This is a genomic window from Pradoshia eiseniae (genome assembly GCF_002946355.1).
GTDB lineage: Bacteria > Bacillota > Bacilli > Bacillales > Pradoshiaceae > Pradoshia > Pradoshia eiseniae.
Genome location: NZ_PKOZ01000022.1, coordinates 1 through 22,224, shown reverse-complemented (window position 1 = coordinate 22,224; position 22,224 = coordinate 1). Strand labels below are relative to the sequence as shown.

The following is a 22,224-nucleotide window of genomic DNA, read 5'->3' as shown; positions in this document are numbered from 1 at the left end:
TTAAAACTGAGATTGAAGAAATTTAACTTGGAAATAGCTGAGGATAAAACCAAGGTTATTCCCTTCGGGAGATTTGCAGAAAATAACGCGAAACGAACAGGGAATGGTAAGCCTGCAACCTTCGATTTCCTTGGATTCACTCATTATTGTGGAAAAAGTAAACAAGGAAAATTTCGTGTAAAACGGAAATCGAGCAGAAAGAAAGTCCAAGGCAAGCTGAAAGAATCTAAGGAATGGTTGAAGTCTAATAGAAATAAAAATATCCATTTAATTATGGAGAGATTTAGACGTTCTCTAGTAGGATACTACAACTATTACTGCATTACAGATAATTCTCAAACGGTTAATGACTTTAAAGAGAAAATCGAAATTTTACTATTTAAATGGCTGAATAGAAGGAGCCAAAGAAAGTCCTTTACATGGGATAAATTCAGGCTATTCCTTCAAATGTTCCCACTTCCCAAACCAAGAATCAGGGTCAACATTTATGAATTAAGGAAAGAAATTAGCTATATTCTGTAAATGATAATTAGGAGGAGCCGTGTGCGTTAATAGCGCAAGCACGGTTCTGAGAGGGGGGAGAAGCACAATTTACCGTAAGGTAAAAAGGCTCTCCTCTACTCGACTATTGTTAGCGATTGGTCTCTTTGCTCCGCTTGTCTCAGCTCTTTTGGCTGTTACGATGGTATGTGCGATAGTAAAGGTTCACTGGCGAAATGGTCTTTGGAATACAGATAATGGGTATGAGTATAATCTTGTCCTTATTGCTATCCTTGCCGCTATTGTACTAATAGGGCCTGGTGAATTGGCTGTTGATGCACTGTTTTGAAGAAGGATAGCTTGATTGTGATGAGATTGAACATCAATAAAAGAGTCAAATTCCAATCCGGGATTTGACTCTTTTTTATTGAATAAGAAATATCCCAAACTAATCCGTATACCTTTAGTTAATTTACGTTATTACAAAATTTCAAGATTATTATTAGTGTTGCATGCTTGACAGTAGTGTAATCGGTAATAAATCATGTACAATATAACTGTTTAGAATATTACGATAATTTTAGTTGTGTTTTACATTATAAAGGGGGAGTTTGCATGGGATGGGATTATGAGTATGACGTTGTAGTCGTCGGTTCAGGTGCGTCAGGTTTTTCTGCTGCTATTACAGCCAAAAAAGAGGGACTGCATACACTATTGATTGAGAAAGAAAAGCATTTCGGAGGAGCTTCCGCCTTATCCGGTGGAGGTGTATGGGTACCTAATAACCGTTATTTGGTTGAGGCGGGTGCTGCCGACAGCTATGAAGAGGCGAAACTATATTTAGATTCAACTGTCGGTGATTTAGTGGATGATAAAATTAAAGAAACATATTTAAAAAAGGGCATTGAAATGTTGGATTATATGCATAATTTAGGCCCTCATATGAGATTTTCTTATGCTAAAAATTACTCAGACTATTATCCAACTGTCCCAGGAGGTAAAGGAAAGGGCAGGTCGATTGAACCAAAAGTAGTTGATTTGAATGATTTGAAAGAGTGGAAGGGTATGCTTCTGCCTCCTGCAATGGATACAAAAGGTTTCGTCATGACCGGACAGGATTTCGTTAAAGTTAATATGATTACTAGATCATGGGCAGGGAAAAGAGCATCCTTAACACTTGGATGGCGTTTAATTAAGCATAAATTATTTAAAAAGGATTATGCTGCCTTGGGAAGAGCGCTCATCGCTCGAATGGCTTTAACTTACAAAGATTTAGATGGGGAGATTTGGCTTAACTCACCTTTTGTTGATTTTATTTACGAAAATGATAAAGTAACCGGTCTAAAGGTACACAAAGATGGAAAAGAAATGACGGTAAAAGTTAATAAAGGATTAATTTTCGGCTCAGGTGGGTTCTCCAGGGATCAGGCAAAGCGAGAAAAATATCTTCCAAGCCCGCAGGATGTTAGCTGGACAAGTTCGCCAAAAGGTCAAACTGGCGATATAATTGAACCTTTTGCTAAATTAAATGCCAAGTTCGGTTTAATGGACAGAGTGTGGGGAGCACCCACTGTCATTAATCATTTAGGAATGCCTTTCTTCTTGGTGGCTGACAGAGGAATACCGAATATGATTATTGTTGACCAAGATGGAAATCGATATATTAACGAACCAACGCCGTATCATGAATTCGTCGATAAAATGTACGAGCATAATGAAAAGACCAACGGTAAAGCAATTACTTCATGGATTATTCTAGATGCACGGGCCAAGAAAAGATATATCTTTACCGGCCTTTTCCCAGGTCAGGATTTCCCTGAATCATACTATGAGAATGGGGTTGTTTTGGCAGGAGAAACAGTCGAGGAATTAGAGAAAAAATTAAATATTCCACAAGGAAATTTAGTTAAAACCATAAACAGATTTAATGAGTTTGCACGAAATGGCAAAGATTTGGACTTTCATAGAGGAGAAACAACCCATGACCGCTATTATGGGGATCCATCTTTGCCAAATCCTAATTTACTTGAAATTAATGAAGGGCCTTATTATGCAATGAAGGTTTATCCTGGTGATATCGGTACAAAGGGTGGTGTCGTTACTGACGAGTTTGCAAGGGTCGTAAAGGAGGACGGAACGGTCTTCGATAATGTATATGCCTGCGGCAACTGTTCAGCATCAATTATGGGGCATTCCTATCCAGGACCTGGTGCAACACTAGGACCAGGAATGACCTTTGGATATGTAGCATCCCTGCATTGTAAGGATAAAAAATAAATATCGCAGAGTCAGCAAAAGCATTTGAGAATAGAATATCAAATGCTTTTGTTTTTTTTTAACTATTTATTATGAGGCATCTAATATTCGCAAAATTAATGTGAACAATTCAACCGTTGGCTCGTACAATAATAGTAGAAATTCTAATGCTTTTTTATACATGTTGAAAAAGGGGTGCTATATGCAAATATCCGAATTAGATGCTGACAAGCTGTCCGATGAGCAAATGACTAAGCTGTTATTTTCGGGTATCCGCGATGATGGGCAGCCTGGAGATTGTATATTCGTGGCAGGCAGCAGTAAGGCGGTTTTATACCGGTTGCCGAGGGCCGTTGAGCTGTTCGAGCGGGGAAGAGCGGAGAAGGTTTTATTTTCCGGGGGAGTAAAATGGGATGGCAGCGAATTAACGGAAGCTGAAATCTTGAAGAGGGAAGCGATTTCTTCAGGTATTCCAGAGGATTGTATTTTGCTAGAGGACAAGTCGTTGCATACTGTCGAGAATGTAATAGCCTCAATGTTCATCCTGAATCGAGCGTTTCAATTATATAAGATGCGACGCATCCTTGTTGTGACAACACCTTATCATATGAGACGATTGCATCTTTCCTTGCTGACCTATATGCCAGATTGGATAGAGTACACACTCTGCACTGCAAAGGATGGATACACGGGAAAGGATAATTGGTTCATGACGGATATAGGAAGGAAACGGGTTCATACAGAATGCGTGAAATTAATTAAATATGTACAGATGGGTGCTTTGCAGGACATGAAGATAGATATCTAAGAAATGACGAAGGGAACATGATGGATGTTCCCTTTTGGTATGTATCATAATCAATATTTAGATGGTTTTTTATTAATGGCTATGAATGCACATAACAAGAAGATCAATCCTATACCAACCCCGGCGAGCATGGAATAATCATAGACATTCTTCAAAGCCAATCCGCCGGATATGGATGCAACAAATAATAAGAGAAACATGGTTGAGTAGTTTTTCTTCACCATTATCACCACCTTTATTTTAACGGATACTTTCGGATAGTTAGTTTCCTGAATAAAATGGAGAATTTCTTTCCTCATTTCCTATATCTTTCAGGGAAATAGATTTGAAACGTGAACCTCCATATGACTAATTTCTTCCGCTTTTCTATAGTTTATCGTGAACTACGGAATATACCCAACCAAAACGTACTTCTGATTGATCGTTCATTTCGAACAACCTGGATCTTTGAGTGAGAACTTTTATAAATGGATAGGGGTAATAAGCTGCTTTAAAACTATATCCCTTCTAAAGAAACTCACTCCTAAAAAACGAAAATGAACCTGATGATAAGCTTGAAATATGGATGAAATGTCATATGGATTCGATATATGAGAAGCCCATGAAGGGATAAACGACAGGGAAAACAAGTACATAAATATTATATTAAGTTATATAAAAGGGCACTTAGACAAGTACTGCTGCTTTATTCTTAATGGAATAATCCTCCGAGAAATCCATTACTATGGAAAAGACCTATAGCTATCTTAATGGTTAAAGTAATTTGTCTTAGCCAGTACCCATTATTTGCTAGAATGATATCGGGAAAGATAGAATAGTCGTATGGTCGTTAGGTAAGTTTCGTATCATACAAGCGGTCCATGTAAATTGTCAGGGGAGGAAAGTGGCTTAGGGTGAAAATCTTAAATAAAAAAATGCTGATCCTAATGGTTAATATGTTCATTGCCATTGGCAGCTTCGGGTTAGTGATTCCGATATTACCGGATTATTTGGCTTCAATCGGGGAGGGCGGTACCGCAGCAGGCCTTATGATTGCTGTGTTTGCAGGCGCCCAGCTCGTTATGTCTCCCATTGCAGGACGATGGGCAGACCAATATGGAAGGCGAAAGATGATTATATACGGGCTAATTGGCCTATCACTTTCAGCCCTCGTATTCTATCTATCTAATTCGATTTGGATTCTCTATTTTTCAAGGCTATTAGGCGGGGTAGGAGCAGCCATGCTGGTGCCAGCCATTTTTGCTTATATTGCTGATATCACAACGTTGGACCAGCGCGCCAAAGGAAACAGCCTTATATCTGCCGCTATGTCACTCGGAATCGTTGTCGGACCAGGAATTGGGGGATACTTAGCGGAGATTGATCTAAAATTGCCGCTTTTGGTATCTGCTATTGTCGCCTTTGTGGCGGTGATTTTCTCTGTCATATTGTTAAAAGAGAGCAGGAAGCCCTCTGATATGGAGCATATGACGGGTGAAAGAGAATCCTTCTTTGTGAGCCTCGCAAGCTCCGTGAAGAAACCATACTTCGTCATCCTCCTAATCACGCTGATTATGAGCCTCGGCTTAATGGCCTACGAATCTGTATTAGGATTATTCGTCAATGACCAATATGGGGCAAGTCCAAAGGATATAGCGAATATGGTGACAGCTACAGGAGTAGTCAGTGTTATCGCCCAGTTGTTTATTGTTGATAAGATTGTCAATCGGTTTGGGGAAAGCTCAGTCTTAATCCTGTTCATCATGGTGACGGCTCTTGGTTATTTAATCTCCATCTTTGCGGGAAGCTATGGGGCGTTTTTCGGGATCACATTAATTATTTTCCTCGGAACGAGTATCTTGAGACCGGTTTTGAATACATTGGTATCCAAGATGGCTGGGTCTGAACAAGGATTTGCCATGGGGATGAATAATGCCTATATGAGCATCGGAAATGTGCTTGGACCGACTATTGCTGGTTCCTTGTATGATGTCAATATCATTTATCCATTTGTCATGGGATTCGCTATCCTCCTGATTACATTATTGCTGGCGTATAGCTGGAAAAGAAAAGGAAGGTTTGCGGTAGCGGATAGTTAAGATTTACTGAAAATGTTTCAGTCTGTATGATAGATCTGTCAATAAAACCACCTGTCTTAACGGGTGGTTTTTGTTTTATTGCGAAGTTGATGCAATGGAGGAAATATTTCCTCGTCTGATTCAGAAAGATGGCTACTTGGAAGCTAAGGATATTCATTTTTATTAAATAATTCATTATTATATTGTTATGGAATAACGTTTACTGGAGCAGGTGATTATATGATCTTGGAATGCATTGTTGAAAATGAAAAAGATGCCATTCAAGCAGAACGACTGGGCATTAACCGGCTGGAATTAGTGTCTGCCATGTCGGAAGGCGGTTTGACGCCAAGTTGCGGGACGGTAAAACGTGTCATGGAGGCTGTGAAGACTCCTGTTCAGGTGATGCTGCGCCCGCATAGCTATTCATTCGAATATGATGAACTTGATTGGATGTCTTTGAGAGAAGACCTTCAAGCCTTTTCGGATTTAGGGATACAAGGAATTGTATTTGGATGCTCGAGGAATGGGAAGGTCGACCAAGCTCTCTTGGAGAAAGTGATAAAGGAAGTACCCGATTTTGATATTACATTCCATCGGGCATTTGATGAACTAGACGATCAAGTAAATGGTTATCGGGTTCTTTGTCAGTACTCCCAGCACATAAGAAGGATTCTTACTTCCGGCGGCGAAAAAACTGCCTATAAAGGCAGAGAAAGATTGAAGCAGCTGAATGACATGGCAGATGAGTATTCTGGTCCTCAAATTCTGGTCGGCAGCGGCCTGAATACAGAAAATATAAAGGATTTACATTCATTCCTCCATGCAAAGGAATACCATTTTGGTTCAGGAGTACGAAAAGACGGTTCTTTTGCGAACGGTTTCGACAATGGAAAGGTGAAATGGCTGCTTGAGTATTTTAGTGGTCAATAAGTAGGAAGGCACCCGTCTGGAATTAGACGAGTGCCTTTTTCGCTATAAATAGCGGCCAATTGAAATTATCCTGTAGTCGAATCTTAACTCACTATTACTTTGCGAGTACATCCGAGTAGTCTTTAACCCGTTTGAATTCTGTTTGGGCAAATGAGCAGGCAGGGACGATTTTCTTATCGTTTTCCCGTGCATACTGAACCACTTCCTTGACAAGCTTGTTCGCAAGTCCCTGGCCTCTATGCTCAGGGGAGACGAAGGTATGGTCGATGATGATTTTTTCCTCCCCATCTGGGACAAAGGTGATTTCACCGGCTTTTGTTCCATCAGTATCTTCTATGTAAAACAGATTTTCTTCTTGCTTGATTTTCATATGGATACACTTCCTTCTCTATAAATTCCTTGCTTATTTCCTTATTCTCTCTCTTGGTCATCAATAAACCTCTTTAGGATTAATTTGTTAAGCTGATTGGCGGCATAAGCGGGAAAATATATAATTTGTGAACGTAATTTAATCGGGAAGTTAGATACTCGTAAACTCGTTGACCTGTGGTAATCCAATAAAAATGTATATAGAAGGAGGAGGGCAATATTCCTATATAAAATATGAAACCCAAAAAACGAACTATTAGACGAATTATTGATACTAAAAGTTCAGGTTTATCATTGAGCGAGATACTTATGTCCCAGCCTCCTTGTTTTTGGTAGTGAAATTAAGAAGGTGTATTATCGTTTGCTATCTACCGTAATGGAATTCTTCGGCTCTTTCCCCAAAACTCCATCGACCACATTTTCGGCAGCAAGCATCGCCATGGCCAATCTTGTCTCATAGGTGGCAGATCCTACATGAGGCAGAGTGATGACGTTGGGTAAACGGAGCAAGGGATTCTTCTTATCAATCGGTTCCTCCTCAAAAACATCGAGAGCCGCTCCCTTTATTTCCTGCTCTTGAAGCGCTTTAAACAATGCTGATTCGTCGACAGTTTTGCCTCTAGACCCATTAATGAAGAAGGCCGAATTCTTCATAAGTTTGAATTCCTCGACACCCATCAGCTTTTCTGTTTCTTTCGTCAGCGGTGTCATCAAAACCACGAAGTCCGATTCCTTTAACAAATCCGGCAAACTGCGATACATCGCCTCATACTTAAGCTCGGCATCTTCATTCCTTGTTCGATTATGATAGAGGATCTCCATATCAAAACCGAATCTAGCTCTTTTTGCGATGGCTGTTCCGATTCCGCCCATTCCAATTATACCGATCGTTTTATGATGGACATCGGAGGAAAACCATTCCGATTCATCACCATGACCCCATTTTCCCTCTTTCACATAACCGTCCAGTTCAGGGATACGGCGTGCTGAAGCAAGCAACATGCCAAATAAAAGGTCTGCAACTGTTTCGTTCAATACATCTGGTGTATTGGTTGCCGTAATTCCGCGCTTTCCTAAAGCCTGAATATCAAGATTGTCATAGCCTACTGAAACATTGCTGACAATTTTCAGCTCAGGTGCGTGCTGAAGTAACTCTTCGTCTACACGAAGCCCGGCACCAATCAATCCAGCAGCGTCTTTCAGCTCTTTCATAAATGCTTGCCGGTTGCTGTTATCTACCTTATCGAAACTGACTGTTTCACAATATTGCTGTATGTATGCCGTCGCTTTACGTCCTATTTTGGAATAAATGAGTACTTTTGGTTTCATCTGATCACTCCCTTTAGTAAAAGCATACCATCTTATGTAAAAAAGAGCCTTTCACAGGCTCTGATTCTTAATCATTTCTGCATCTATAGAGACGCAGAATGAACTACTTCCTCCAGAACTTGCATAGAACAGCTTATCGATGATCAATTTTCGTTATTGGACTGCAGCAAACCATACTTCAATCAAATCATCAATAGCAACTACTCATGATAAAAACAGCTTTTTGAAAAGAAGCAATTTGATACACACTTTTCTCATCATTCTTAAGGGGGGAGTGACACAAGAAGGATTAATCCCGTTTCCTGTTGAACTCTTTATCATACGAGGATCATGATACCAAAAGCAGAAGGATTTCTATGAGGCAGTCGGGGCCTTTAAAAAAGCATGGCATTGGATTCATTGTCTTATCAGAGATTAGCGGACAGCATTTATCATTGCAGAGAGAATCTTTATCACAAAGGTCCGTCTAAGAAAGACGTTTATTCATTTGAATGAAACACCAGTTACAATTGTTCCCGTATAATTACAAAACAATCGCAAAGGAGGCTGTAACCGATGCAGCAGATGCAGGAATCCTCAAAATTTGGCTGGCTTGATGAACTTCTTTCCGTACAGGAAGGGAATGTCAGCTGTGTATATCTGAATCTGAAATCGGGAGAAACCTATGAATATCAGAAAGATATGGTGCATCCCTCTGCAAGCGTCATCAAGATTTTTTTGATGGCATATATTTACCAGCTGATTGAGGAGGGAGCGATCAAAGAAGAGGATCGCATCGCAATCAAGCCGGAAACACTAGCTGAGTCATCTGGTGTTCTGTATTATCTGAAGGATGTGCATGAGCTGTCCGTTCGTGATCTGAAAGAGCTGATGATTATCGTCAGTGATAATACTGCCACCAATGTCCTTCTTGGTCTGGCAGGAATGGAATCTCTTCAGCTTTATATTTCCGAGGTGCTCGGATATCAGCATACATTGTTTCAACGGAGGATGATGGATTTTGATGCCGTCAAGCGCGGATTCCAGAATTATACGACGGCAGAAGAAACGGCTGACTTTTTGAAGAAGCTGTATCTGGGTAAGGTTGTTTCTCCTGAAGCTTCGGGGAAGATGATGCAGATTCTCAGGGAACAACAGTTTTCGAATTTGGTTCCGTATCATCTGTATGGATTCCTGCCGGAGCAAAGTATCGCAAACAAATCTGGTGGACTGGATCATGTAGTCCATGATGCGGGCATCGTACTAGCCGGGGACGCGCCATTTGTTCTTTGCATGTTCGGAAGCGAGGTGGATGTTCCGTCTTATTCAAGAGTCATCCAGGATGTATCACTCAAATTCTACGAACTAACACAGGAGCGTTGAATTAGAACGATATCAACAGAAGTGTACGGTTGCTTCCGATGCCGTCAAACAGGAAAGAAAAGAGTGAGCTGACAAGTTGTTTTATAAGAGCAGGAGGAATTTTCTTTATTGAGAATTTTCCTCCTGCTCATTTTTTTTACTCGGAATGCAAATCTAGCAAGGTGACTCCAATTGAGGATCAGAAATACAAACTTAAAGCAGAGGTTGAAAGCCTCCACGCAAATGACAACAGGGTGGCAGAGGAGGGACTTCAAATCATCGGCCATAGTAGACATAGAAGAGAATAGAGGATTGGTTAAGTCACTAATCGTTCCTATCGAAATTGATGAAGAAAACATTGATATTCACTGCGATTTCATATGAATTATTTTTGTCGGATAAATATCATATCTGACATCTCGCTTTGAAAAAAATAATGGTATTTGTTGCAGAGATTAATATAGACATTTAATCTATCTATCAATTTGGAATCACTATGGTCAGCTTAGTTGAACATAAAACGGTATAAAAAGGCTTCATACCCTTTCTCCACTCTATCCAAGTCGATAGGATAATTAGCATCTTCACTATACATTACTCAGCTTTTAAGTTTTTTGACCATGAAACTTGGGTGCATTCAGAAAAAAATCACCTTATGTAAGTACGTTTATAGGAAGTTCCCTATAAATTTTAGATACTCTAAAACTCCTTGTTTTGTTATAATCCAATAGTGTATTTGTTATTAGAAGAAGGTGGGCAACATCAATATTATTGAAACGAGGGTGCGCGGTTTTATCGAAGACATTCAGCATCCGAGACAGAAAAAGAAGTTAAACATTAATGATTTGGAATATCAGCTGCGCCAGCAGATTGAAGATTACTATGATATGGACGGCTATACCTTATTCTATGAGACGATTCAGGCGATGACAGAGGAAAAAATCCTTAGTCCTATCATGAATAAGCAAACAAACAGCGGCTCTCCTGGTTTGCCCCTCTATTATTGGGTGAATGTGAAGAAGCAGGAAGCGAATTGGGATCGTCTGGAGATGCTGAAACGCAATGATCTCCTTGATTTCACCTATTATAATCAGCATCCAGAGTGGCAGACGGCTGATGAATGGGAAAGAATCTTGAAGCTATATGATTTTCTGAAGACAGAAGTGGAGCGGGACTTGGTGTCGCTTGAAGAAAGAAGCCTCGAATTATTTGGGTATGAGAAGTTTCTCACTGATGAACAGCTATTCCCTGGAGGAGCAGGTTTCCTCGAGCGGATAGGTGTGAATAAGGAACGGCTGAAGATTGTTACATATGGGGAGCCATTTGTCTATTGGCTTAAAAGAGGATGCGACCTAAACTCTTTAAAACGAATCCTGATTGTTGAGAACCTCTCCTTTTTCCATACAAGCATTAAACTCCTTGAAGAGGAGTCTCTTGATTATGAACCTGAAATGATTATTTATGGCGAAGGCAGAAAGATTGAAAGCAGTTTTTCTTTCTTCTTCCGCATGTTTCCTGAAAAGCCGTATCTGTTTTATTATGCAGGCGACCTGGATGCGGAGGGGTATAGCATATTCAACCGCTTAAAGGAGCGCTACGGGGATTGCTCTATTCAGCCTGCCTTGAAGATTTACCGTAAAATGCTCGATTGTGAGCAGCTCGCCAATGAGGAGCGTAAACAAGTCCGAAATGAGTTCGATAAGAACGCGTTCTTTTCGTGGTTCACTGATGAAGAACAAGTTCAATTGGAGAGCTTGTGGGTGAAGCAAAAAAGGATACCGCAAGAAGTACTGACTGTTGAAAGCTGGAGGAGATGGCTATGAACGAATCTTGGGAAGGCTTTGGAGAGAGAATGAAACGCTTAAATCCTCTGTTTGAGCTTGGAAGAGGCATGGAGGTAGGCGAATTGAAGCCTTACTTGCAGGCCATTCTCATGCAGGTGCTCCTGACCATCTTTTATCGGGAGCTGAATGATGATGATGGCAGGAGAAAGAGCGACATTCTCCATATGGTTGACGATACAATCAAACAAATGAAATTAACAGCGGATACCCGGCAGGTTGAAAGAATCGCCAATGGTCTTCTATACCAAGGGAGGGAGGAATATTCGAAGCCGTTTGAATCGCTTTATTTTGATGAGATTCGAAAGTCTTGGGAAACGCAGACCTTCCGCTATGTCGAGATGGATGAGCTGTATACGAACCTTGAGCTCGGGGGCTCTATCGTCTACAAACTGACAGATGTGGCACAGGAAATGATTTTCATGAGCCGGGAGATGGCAGAGGAATTTTCCATCACGATTGAGCAGCTTTATAGCATGAAGCTGATTAAAAACGGAAATTTCCGCAAGGCGGCCAGAAACCTCGACCATTTGATCTCCCGCGTGAACCGCTTGATGACAAAGGAGTACAGCTTCCAGAAGGAAATGATGAACAACCCGAAGATTTTGCTTGTCGAACAGGAAAGAAGACGGGAGGATAACCGCTGGGAAATTGAGAAGCAATTCGAAGAAGAAAAGAATCATTTCCGCACCATCACCTCTATGATTGAGAAGGCGAAGCGGACGGAAGAGGATGAGACCGTGCAAGGTGAGCTCATGCTCCTCCATGAGAAAATTGAGCATACGAGACAGCTCCATGACCGCTTTGCGAAATTAGTGATCCAAAACATTTCCCATGAAATGAAGCTGAAAGCAGAAAACCCATCCCTTTTCTGGGAGAATAGCCTTGTCTCCTTCCGCGAACAGATTTACGAGGACTGGATTCTGAAGGAAGGCATCAAGGACTTTGGGCTTGTTGAGAAGCTGATTGGGCCATTATTTTCGCCGAAGAATGAGTTCATTTTGCCGCTTGAGTGGATTTGGGGCGAACAGGAGCTGGCATCAAGTCAAGGAGCAGAGGAGAGCGAACAAGAGGAAATGGAAGAGGACTGGATGGAGAAGAGAATCACAGATTGGTCCTCTGTCGTGAGGGCTTGGAGCTACGTGTTCGAACATTTGATGAAGCATGGGGAATTCTCGCTTGCAGACTTAAAGGAATTGCCGCTTGAGGTGCAGGATGAGTGGTTTGAGGAAAGCGAAACCCTTGACCTTTGGATGATGTTCGATAAAAAGCCGCTCACCATCCAATCACCGTATCGCGGGGAAGAGGCCTTGAGCGATGAAAGGGAAAAGCTGCTACATAAATTAATGAATGGTGACCCGCAATTTCTCGCTCTTGAAGGAAGGCAAATATATACGGAATTTGACCATCGTGCCGAACCATTAATCTGGTACCGGACGAAAATGACCCCATTTAAAATATGCATACAGGAGGAAGGGATCTAAATGAACGCAGAAATCCTGAAAAAAGCGTCCTCCGTATACTTTACTTTATTAAAAGATAAAGTCATCGATGAGACTAGCGAACATTTTCAATCCTATTATGAACCTGATGTCAGGCAGGCAGTCATGATGCTGGCTGATGAGTCAGGAACCTTTATCATTGAATCCCCAAAAAGGATCCATCTTGTCGTGCAGCCGACCGGCTCGGTGTTTGCGACGAATTTTACCCATATGAAGGAAAGACACCGTCATATCGAGAATAAGAAACATTTTCATTTGATGAGTGTCATCATCATGAGCTTTATGGCGATGATTGACAAAAATCAGGCGGCAAAAATCAGAACAAAGCGTGAAGGCATTACCTTTTATGCACTGGAGCGCCATGTAAATGAACTGATGTCAAAATGGGCTTCCATGCTGAAGGAGGACCCGTCGATTGCACATGATCAAATGATTGATATGCAGGAAATCGTAACGACGTGGACGCATATGGAAGTCGATACAGATGAGTTCAGTGTCCGTAAGGGAAACCGCCGCACAAGAATCGGCGTGATAGCCGGTGCGATGAAGCTTCTTGAGACAGAAGGCTTAATTATTGTCCTTGATCGTGAGGATATACCGAAAGCTCTGCCGAAAACAGAGATTTTTGAGCGCATCGAGTATCTATACCATGATTATGACCGCTATGAGCAAATGAAACAGTTGGTGGCGAGCGAGGAGGAAGAATATGCCGAAGATCCATCGAATTAGAATCGTCGGTCTCCGATATGACGGAATGCAAAAGCAGTATGAAGATACGACATTTGATTTTCATAATGAAGAAACGTCTACAAATGGCTTAATTGCCATGATGAATGGCGGGGGAAAAGGTGTTTTCCTGCAAACGATATTCCAGGTTCTTAAGCCTGGTACATCCTGGGGCAAGCAGAATAACCGCTTTTATCAGCAATTCTTCTTTAATAAGAAAGAACAATTTGTTCCTTATACCTTCCACGTGCTGATTCAATGGGAGCTTGATGGTTCAGACAGACGCCATCTCGTGACAGGCGGGATGTTCTCGGCTGAACAGCGCATGTCCATGAATGAGGAAGCGCAAGATGCGGACTCAATGGAAAGGGAGGCCAAAATTGTTCCGAACATCACCTTCTATGCCAGGGAGTTTGACCGGAGAGAAGATGTTGCCTTAGAGCATATCCCGCTCTTTGAGAACGGGGAAGTCGCCGATACGGAGGAACTGAAGGATTATTTCAAATGGAATGGCTTTGATGTTTACAGAGATGTGAAGAAGCATTACCGCATTCTCGATACATACGGAATTAACCGTAAAGACTGGGATATCATGAAGGAAATCAACCGTGATGAAGGTGGCGTAGGCAAATTCTTCGAAGGAGCAGAAGATGACCATTCCCTCTTCCAAAAACGAATCATTCCGACGGTTAGCCAAGTATTAAATAAGTCCGAGCACCAGAAGAATGATTTAATTGAGATCTTTAAAAGCCAGGCGAGCATCGCGCGCGACTTGCCCGTGTTATTGAAGCGTGAACAGGCCCACAAGGAATTTCTGGAGGATGTCGTCCCATTTGAAGAACATATCGAGGCTGGTGTCAAGCAGGATGAAATTGTAACCGAAAGCAAGAAAGAGGGACAATCCTTACTCGGCGCTCTTGAACATCTAATCAAACAAGATAAAGAGACACTATCCTCGCTAGGTGCTGAGATGGAGAAATTATCAGACGAATTGTCCGTGCTCCGATTTGAGAAGGACAATCTCGAATATGCGAGAGCTCATGAGGAAACAGTTATTTGGGAGGGTAAGCTAGCTGAAGAGAAGGAAAAACTAGAGCAGCTTCAAAAGCTGGCTGTAGAGAAACAGGTGGAGAAAGATGAAGTTGCCTTCTCTTTATTGCTGAAGGAATGGAGCGAATTTGAGAACACCATCTCCAATCTAAGCCAGCAAATGGAGAATCTCGAGCGCAATAGCGGCTTAGAACAAGTCAATACACGAATGGAAGAAATCAAGGCTGGGGTATTGTCTCAATGGACAGATGTTTCTGTGAAGCTGAAGGAAGAAAACAACCGCTACCATGCCTATAAGCGCCATTTAGAAAAATCAATCCGAACCTTAACAAAGGATGATAAAAATAAAACGATTGAGCTCACCCAAGTGAAGACAGACATTCGAACGCTCATGGAAGAACTCCAGCGCTTTGAATTGAAGGCAAGCGAAATGATCAAGGAATACGGGGACCGAGTGGCCTATGACCTTGATGGGTTGGTCAGTAAGCTTAAAGAGGATCAAGCTAGATTAACAGATGAACTTTCCATGATGAAAGAGAAAGAAAAACAGTCCCAGCAGTTCCAAGGAGAATTATCCAACACGGTCGGAACCTTGACTGAGTCATTGAAGCATATGAGTGCAAGGCTAGATGAATGGAAGGGCGACTATGAAAAGCAGGAGCGCAAAGAATCCGATCTTGCCCAAAGGATGCAGGCCTTCCTAGACGATATTTCCACACCGCTCACCTCTGCCATGCTTTCCAAATATGGTCATGCCTTAGAGGCGATTCTCAGCAAAAATGAGGAAGAAACCGAGCAAATCAAAAAAGAGCTATGGGAAGCGCAAACGGACCATTACTTGAATGACGAGACATTCTGGATTGCCAACCAGGATGTGAAACAAATGAAGGAATGGATTGATGAAAAGACCGGGATTGATGTCTTTTACGGGTCACAGTATTTGCAATCCCTGGATGAACAATCCAGAAGGCAGCATCTTGATTCCTATCCGCTTCTGCCATTTGGGCTAGTCGTAAGCCAAATCCAATGGGAAAAAATCAACCATCATCTTCTGCAAGGAAAGATCTTCCGCAGTCCTGTGCCGATTTTCCTCAGAGAAGAAATGAAGGAGGGTGACCAAGCTTCCTTTGTTGTCATTGACGGAGAGGAAAGAGACCTCCTCATGGACCGCCAAAGCTTCGCCAAATGGAAATCACAAATGGCCAAGCAGATTGACGAAAAGAAAGAGGCTCTTGATGAATTCATGAAGACGGAAAGATCGATTCGCCGTCTCATTAAGGACATTGACCGAATGGCAGATGCCGATTTATGCATGGACCTGACAAAGCAAATGGAGAAACAGGAAGCATTAATTGATACTACTCACAAAGATTTGACCCGTACAGTCAAAACACTCGAGAAGGAAAGAGAGCTTCAAACCCAGCTGCAGGAGCAAATGAACCAAAAGCAAGGACGAATCGATGAGACTGAGAAGGATATCCTTGAAGTCACAGCCTTTGTGGAAGAAAAAAGTCAATCGGAAGAAACGAAAACGGTCTTGTCTGAGAAAGAAAAGCTGAGAGACAGATTAGCCATTGAACAGGAAGAACTCAGCAAAACGCTAGAGGATCTAACCACAACGCTGTCACAATGGAACCACACTCATCTTGAATGGAAATTGGCGATGGAGCAAGATTTGAAGGAAATAAGGCAATTTGTTGAAGGCGCCGCTTTCCCTGAAGTCGAAAAGGTCGAGCCGAGTGATGAAGTACCGAGTCTATCCTCGCATCTTTTGAATGACATCAAGGCCCATGTAACAGAGCTTCAGCAGCTGCAGCGTTCCAAAGAGGAACAATCACAGGAATTGACCATGCTCAAAGCCAAGAGGGAAGCCGAACTAGAGCAAGCGGCAAAGCTTGAGAAAAAGCTCAAAAAGCAGCACGAAGACTGGCGGGAGAAATCGCTGCCTGAAGAGCCGCTGAGTATTCTCGAGGGCAAGCTCCAAACCGCTCAAAAAGAGGCGAAGGATGCTGATAAGGAAGAACGGAAGCAGGAAAAGGAAGTCACTGTTGCGGAAACAACCTTAAAGCACGCCCAGGAGCAAACGAAGAAAGCTGAGAAGAAGCTGAACAAGCATGAAAAAGAACCGGAGACATGGGAAGGTCAGGATCTGGATGTAAAGGAATTAGAGATTAAGGACCGGACGAAAATTGCCAAGGATCGTCTCAAGAAGGTTGAAAAGGAACAGGAGGAAACGGACGCTCGCATTACGGGCTATGAAGGAGATCAACTGACGTTATCCGTTATCCTGAAGGATGAAGCGGCAGCTTTTTCAGAGGACGATCTTGAGAAAATCAAGACGATTGGCAAAAAGTGCATTCTCAATTGGTGTGAAGAGCACCAAGCCTTGCAGGAGGAAAAGCAAGTGAAGCATGCGAAGCTTGAGCAAACCTTGCGCAAGCTGAAGCTAACCATCGAAGATAAAGACTGGGAAATCCGCTTCAAAAATGAGGTTTTAACTTCACTGGACCATATGGACACAAGACATTATGCCCATATGCTGACCATCGTCCAAAACATGAAACGATTCTCCCGCAGCGGTCTCGAGCAGCTTGATTTGGACAAGGAAAGGGCAGAAAAAGCAAGGGATGTATGGACAAACCGTGCAAGCATGAAGGTCATGAGCATGACCGATGCCATCCGTTCGATGCTCGCAAAAATGAAAATCAAGAATGAGCGCGGCACCTTCCCGCTTGTCCAATTGAAGGAGGATATCCTTCCGAGGCGGGCAGAGGATGTTGAACCGCTTTTGCGTCAGCACTTTGTCACAGCCATTGATAAAATAAGCGCCCAATTTGACAGTATTGACGATAATAATAAACAGCTTGATCAGGAAATACGACAGCTTATCGGGGATGAGCAAATCTTGTTCGTCGCCCTGCGCAATCGCTATCCAGAATTGCTCGTTTATAATATGAGAACCGACAATGCCTTTATGTATGGGAAGCCGCAAAAAGAGCATTATTCTACTTGGAGAACGATTAACCAAGGGTCACGGACGAAATCAGATGGAAGCGGTGGTCAAAAGCTTTCCGCTAGGATGGTTATGATGATGATGCTTCTCTCCGTGAAAACAGAAGCAGACAACTCTTGGGTGCCGCTTGTTTGTGACAACCCATTTGGTCAAGCTGCCTCAGCCCATGTGCTTGACCCAATCTTTGCCGTCGCAGATAAGCTTAAATTCCAATTAATAATCGTAACACCGCCGGAATTAGTGAAAACGGAAATTAGCCAGCGATTTGATGCCTATTACAAGCTTGATTTCATTCGCAGCAAAGGAAAAGAAATTGTAACGGATACCGTCATCCCGGCTTACCGCATCTACCAGGGAGAAACGGTGCAATGAAGACAGACCTCGGTCTGTCTTTTCCAATGGAAAAAGAAATGAAAGAATGATAGATCATAGATCATTCCCTTTATATACATAATCTTACAGTTCCTTAATGCTGGTAATCTGATAGAATAGAGAAAACCGTTTAAGGTAGATTTAACTTGGCTAAGGGTTTTATAATAGATGAACATCATTGTTATAATCACATGAATAAAGGAGTATATGATGGCACGTAAAAAGAAACGAACCACTATGTTAGGCCCAATCGTTATTTTGTCGCTGCTATTAATAGGCCTATGGAAACTAATAGATTCTTATGAACCAGTACCTGTTTCATTGGATAATTCAAAGGAAATACAGGAGCTAGTCGACGAGGTGAGCTATGGGAAGGTCCAGGTCAATTGGAGAGAGGTTGCTGCCGTAGTAAAGGCTAAATACTCCATGGACACAGTCAAATCCACTGACATCCAAGGAATTGCAAAGCAATTTATGGACCGTAAAAAAGGGGAGTACACCTTAAAACCAATGAAGTCTGTTCTAGAAGACCTTCATTTTACGGCGGAGGAAAAGCAAACTGCGTATAAGACCGTGAACTCGCTTAATAAGCAATATAATGATAGCACAAGCCAGCAAAAGTTTATCAGCAAAATAAAAAAAGGAGCCATTGCGAATTATGAGAAATATGGCATCCTTCCATCTGTCACAATCGCACAAGCGGTACTTGAATCGAATTGGGGCAAATCTGGTTTAACGAAGGACTACAATAACTTATTCGGTATTAAAGGTCATAACTGGGATGGCGCAACGGCAAACATGAAGACAAAAGAAAATTATAATGACCACATCAACAGTGATTTTCGCGTGTATGCCTCCTTGGAGGATTCCATCAAGGATCATGGCCAATTCTTGGCCGAAAACAAGCGTTATGAAAAAAATGGCCTATTTGACGGGCAAACGTACCAGGAACAAACGAAAGCCCTAGAAGATGCCGGATATAGTACAGCGACTAATGAGAATGGCGATAAGATCTATAGCAGCATGCTCATGGAGATCATCCAGACTTATCAGCTGCAAGTCATTGATAGTCAGGCTGTATTGAACCAAAATGCCTGAAGAGGTGCATCATATATTTGATGCATCTTTTTTCATTTTCCCAAACAATGTACGGTTCCATACATGCCGCAATCTCCCTCCGAGCATACTAGGGGTGGAGGGATGACCAATGAATGACAAACGTGATTTTTTCGAGAATGCCTATGAAGAATATTTAAATGCAAATAGTCCTGAAATGGAGGCAAATGTACCAATTCCAGGCAAGGAGCGGATTGTTGCTGTTCAGAAAAATAATGATGGAGACATCATGGCTTTTAAGACTGAAAGTGGACGGGAACTCGATTATTTAACGGCATTGGATGAGGCAAAGGGCGGGAAGCTTGCCAATATTGATGTTTTTCACAAATATGGACGAGATATTATTCGAAGTGAGCCTGATGGTATAAAGGAAAATAACTTAGACAATCTTCCTGAATTTTAATTTTAATGAATTGGCAGGCGGAGACTAGTTCTCCGCTGTTTTTCATTGGTTATCCAAATTAACCATCATAGATTTCCTTTCCATTCTCCTATATACTCAAGTAAGAATAAATTATATGAGTATTGGATACTTGAGACATAGAGGAGGGGTTACTATGACGACATGGAACATTAAAAACATGAAGATTGGGGAAGGAATCCCAAAGATCATCGTGCCGCTCGTTGGGGAAACAGAGGAAGAAATCCTAGAGGAGGCGGCTTTTGTAAGGGAGCTTGCTCCAGATGTCGTTGAATGGCGAGCCGATCTTTATGAGCATGTCGAAAATCTTGATAAGGTCAAAGTCTTATTGACGAAATTAAGAACTATCTTTGAAAAGGAATTGTTGCTATTCACATTTAGGAGCCATAAAGAAGGCGGGAAGAAAGAAATCAGCGATGTTTTCTATGCAAAACTAAATGAAACGGCCATCCAAACAAAGCAAATTGACTTAATCGATGTTGAATTATTCAGTAAAAAGGAAAGTATTGAACAACTAATTGCAACAGCAAACGATAATGCTGTATACGTCATCATGTCAAATCATGATTTCGAAAAAACCCCTTCGAAGGAGGAAATCCTCAAAAGGCTTTGCCAAATGCAGGATTACGGGGCACATATCCTGAAACTAGCGGTTATGCCGCGAAATGCCGGAGATGTATTAACCTTGCTAGATGCAACCTATACCATGAAAACGGAATATGCAGACCGTCCATTAATCACCATGTCTATGGCAGGAACAGGCGTTATTAGCCGGCTCGCCGGGGAAGTGTTCGGTTCTGACTTCACATTTGCAGCAGGGAAAGATGCATCGGCACCTGGTCAAATTCCTGTAGAAGAGCTGCGTTCCGTGCAAGGAACCATACATAAAAACCTTACATATTAAATCAATGAGTGTGTATCAAAAAGAGACAGCAGGAGAGAAAGGATTGTTTGGTAATCCAACGCTGGATTTATCGGGCATCACTCAGAAAGGCAGGAAATCCTGTCTTTTTTATTTGGGATGTTTTCCGTATGATATGCTGCTTTAGATAATAAGAGGAAAGAAAATATCACTTTGTGATACCATTAAATGGAGATACCTTCTTCCACTGAAAGGCCAGATTAGCGGAAGAAGTAATATTATAAAGATATATAATACCGCATTAAAGGAGATGATAACATGCAGGTTCTTGCTGGTCTTATAGGTGCAGGGTTTCATTTTTTGCTTGCTTATATCGTTTGGGGAAAAGGGAAAATCCAGATTTTAGCTGGGTATGTTGAAGGTCAAGTAAAAGACAAAAGGAAAGCCGCTAAGTATTCAGGTATCTATCTAATTGGACTTGGCATTATATTTGCATTTTTCCCTTTACTTCCTAATCACTTTTATTTCGTATTTGCATTTTATATGTTATGGGCTTTTGGTGGTATGATTTTTGTCAATATAAAATTAAAATAAACCATTTCTATTCCACTACTGAGGGCATTGGCTAAGAAGGATTATGCTCTTTTTTGTTGAATTCCTAATTGTAGAAATGGGGTGGCGGGCTTGAGAAATGTTCATATTTTGAATTGTGTTGGTTTAATCATATTATTGGTAGGAATATATTTATCCACTTTGTTATCCACGCTTTGGGTTATAGTCGGCACTACACTTGCGATGATCGGTGGTGGCCTAATTGGTACTAGTTCCTATTTTATTTCCAAGCCTAACAAATAACATATTCCTTATTCAACTTATGAGGGTATTAATCAAGGAAGATTAATACTCTTTTCTGTTGAACGCCTTATTGTAGTAAAGGGGCAGTTTAGTTGAATAAGGATTACCAAGTTATTATGCGAATTGATATGTAGGGGGGATTTTATTATGAATACATTTGTTTATATGGTAAGGCACGCTGAATCACCTAAAGAAGGAAATGAAAGAACAAGAGGGTTGACTGAAAAAGGTAACTCAGATGTCAAACGAGTGACTGACATTTTGAAAGAAGAAGAAATTAATATTGTTGTTTCAAGTCCATATATACGCTCAATTTCAACTGTAGAACCACTAGCTCGACATATAGGAGAGGAAGTTTTAATTTTTGAAGATTTAAAAGAGAGGAAATTCTACTCGGAAAACAACCGGGTATCAGATAAAGAACTGTTTCCACTTTTAGAAAAGTCATTTTCCGAATCCAATTTCGCTTTAGTTGGAGGAGAGTCAAATGATGATTGCCAAAATAGAGCTATAAGTGTCCTAAATGAATTATTAGAAACTTTTAGAGGTGAAAAAATGGTGATAGGTACTCACGGAATTGTTATGACCCTAATGATGAGATATTTCGATAGCACCTATAACTTGGATTTTTTACATAGCACCTCAAAACCTGATATTTATAGAATGGAATTCAATGAACAAAAATTAGTGAATGTACAAAGACTATGGGTGTAAATATGGACGATAACAGATGAAAATAAACTGAGACAATGTTCCAAAAGGGATTTTTGCCCTTTTATATTGAACGTCTTATTGTAGTAAAGGGGCAGTTTAGCGGAAGAGATAACAGCCTATTTTAACAATAATAAGGTGCAATATATAAAAATTTTACGAGGAGAAAATTAATGAGACTC

The 22,224-nt window shown here is 41.3% G+C and carries 19 protein-coding genes; 16 read left to right on the top strand and 3 right to left on the bottom strand.

Annotated elements, in window-relative coordinates; all coding sequences use genetic code 11:
• From CYL18_RS18090 to CYL18_RS18075, 4 genes are all read left to right on the top strand, one after another.
• Positions 1–522, top strand: a 522-nt coding sequence (locus CYL18_RS18090; protein WP_330847611.1) for a group II intron maturase-specific domain-containing protein, incomplete at its 5' end; no start/stop codon positions are given.
• Positions 523–541: 19 nt separating this feature from the next.
• Positions 542–829 (top strand): DoxX family protein, encoded by a 288-nt coding sequence (locus tag CYL18_RS18085; RefSeq protein WP_104850877.1) that lies wholly within the window; start codon positions 542–544, stop codon positions 827–829.
• A gap of 266 nt (positions 830–1,095) precedes the next feature.
• On the top strand, positions 1,096–2,757 hold the full coding sequence (locus CYL18_RS18080; protein ID WP_104850876.1) for an FAD-dependent oxidoreductase: 1,662 nt from the start codon (positions 1,096–1,098) through the stop codon (positions 2,755–2,757).
• Between the two features lie 181 nt (positions 2,758–2,938).
• The gene (locus tag CYL18_RS18075) at positions 2,939–3,544 is read left to right on the top strand and encodes a YdcF family protein (RefSeq protein ID WP_104850875.1); all 606 of its coding nucleotides are present in this window, start codon (positions 2,939–2,941) and stop codon (positions 3,542–3,544) included.
• A 50-nt stretch (positions 3,545–3,594) separates the two neighbouring features.
• Here the strand turns inward: CYL18_RS18075 and CYL18_RS19425 are convergent, their stop codons facing one another.
• The gene (locus CYL18_RS19425; RefSeq protein ID WP_201741316.1) at positions 3,595–3,768 is read right to left on the bottom strand and encodes a hypothetical protein; all 174 of its coding nucleotides are present in this window, start codon (positions 3,766–3,768) and stop codon (positions 3,595–3,597) included.
• A 690-nt stretch (positions 3,769–4,458) separates the two neighbouring features.
• Here CYL18_RS19425 and CYL18_RS18070 point away from each other — a divergent pair.
• Positions 4,459–5,622 (top strand): MFS transporter, encoded by a 1,164-nt coding sequence (locus CYL18_RS18070; protein WP_104850878.1) that lies wholly within the window; start codon positions 4,459–4,461, stop codon positions 5,620–5,622.
• Between the two features lie 219 nt (positions 5,623–5,841).
• Positions 5,842–6,534 carry a copper homeostasis protein CutC gene (locus CYL18_RS18065; RefSeq protein WP_104850874.1) on the top strand — a complete coding sequence of 231 codons (693 nt, stop codon included), beginning with the start codon at positions 5,842–5,844 and terminating at the stop codon, positions 6,532–6,534.
• A 94-nt stretch (positions 6,535–6,628) separates the two neighbouring features.
• Here the strand turns inward: CYL18_RS18065 and CYL18_RS18060 are convergent, their stop codons facing one another.
• Together CYL18_RS18060 and CYL18_RS18055 are read right to left on the bottom strand one after the other, a co-directional pair.
• Complete coding sequence (locus CYL18_RS18060; RefSeq protein WP_104850873.1) at positions 6,629–6,904, bottom strand: GNAT family N-acetyltransferase; 276 nt, start codon at positions 6,902–6,904, stop codon at positions 6,629–6,631.
• A gap of 353 nt (positions 6,905–7,257) precedes the next feature.
• Positions 7,258–8,232, bottom strand: a complete 975-nt coding sequence (locus CYL18_RS18055) for a 2-hydroxyacid dehydrogenase (RefSeq protein WP_104850872.1) — start codon at positions 8,230–8,232, stop codon at positions 7,258–7,260.
• Positions 8,233–8,787: 555 nt separating this feature from the next.
• Here CYL18_RS18055 and CYL18_RS18050 point away from each other — a divergent pair.
• The 10 genes from CYL18_RS18050 to CYL18_RS18000 all read left to right on the top strand — a co-directional run bounded on the left by CYL18_RS18050 (position 8,788) and on the right by CYL18_RS18000 (position 22,045).
• Positions 8,788–9,594: a serine hydrolase gene (locus CYL18_RS18050; RefSeq protein WP_104850871.1), complete on the top strand. Its 807-nt coding sequence runs from the start codon at positions 8,788–8,790 to the stop codon at positions 9,592–9,594.
• 731 nt (positions 9,595–10,325) lie between these two features.
• Positions 10,326–11,396, top strand: coding sequence for a Wadjet anti-phage system protein JetD domain-containing protein (locus CYL18_RS18040; RefSeq protein ID WP_104850869.1), 1,071 nt, complete (start codon positions 10,326–10,328; stop codon positions 11,394–11,396).
• Entirely contained in the window at positions 11,393–12,898 is a 1,506-nt protein-coding gene (locus tag CYL18_RS18035) for a hypothetical protein (RefSeq protein WP_104850868.1), read from the top strand. The genes CYL18_RS18040 and CYL18_RS18035 overlap by 4 nt, the downstream gene beginning before the upstream one ends.
• Positions 12,899–13,645, top strand: a complete 747-nt coding sequence (locus CYL18_RS18030) for a DUF6063 family protein (protein ID WP_104850867.1) — start codon at positions 12,899–12,901, stop codon at positions 13,643–13,645.
• Complete coding sequence (locus CYL18_RS18025; RefSeq protein ID WP_104850866.1) at positions 13,623–18,077, top strand: coiled-coil domain-containing protein; 4,455 nt, start codon at positions 13,623–13,625, stop codon at positions 18,075–18,077. Before CYL18_RS18030 ends, CYL18_RS18025 begins: the two co-directional genes overlap by 23 nt.
• A gap of 207 nt (positions 18,078–18,284) precedes the next feature.
• On the top strand, positions 18,285–19,175 hold the full coding sequence (locus CYL18_RS18020; RefSeq protein WP_104850865.1) for a glycoside hydrolase family 73 protein: 891 nt from the start codon (positions 18,285–18,287) through the stop codon (positions 19,173–19,175).
• 109 nt (positions 19,176–19,284) lie between these two features.
• Positions 19,285–19,596, top strand: a complete 312-nt coding sequence (locus tag CYL18_RS18015) for a DUF3892 domain-containing protein (RefSeq protein ID WP_104850864.1) — start codon at positions 19,285–19,287, stop codon at positions 19,594–19,596.
• Between the two features lie 154 nt (positions 19,597–19,750).
• Positions 19,751–20,518, top strand: a complete 768-nt coding sequence (gene aroD / locus CYL18_RS18010) for a type I 3-dehydroquinate dehydratase (protein ID WP_104850863.1) — start codon at positions 19,751–19,753, stop codon at positions 20,516–20,518.
• Positions 20,519–20,794: 276 nt separating this feature from the next.
• A complete protein-coding gene (locus CYL18_RS18005) occupies positions 20,795–21,070 on the top strand; it encodes a hypothetical protein (RefSeq protein WP_104850862.1) in 276 nt (91 codons plus the stop codon).
• Between the two features lie 408 nt (positions 21,071–21,478).
• Entirely contained in the window at positions 21,479–22,045 is a 567-nt protein-coding gene (locus CYL18_RS18000) for a histidine phosphatase family protein (RefSeq protein WP_104850861.1), read from the top strand.
• Positions 22,046–22,224: the final 179 nt, after the last annotated feature.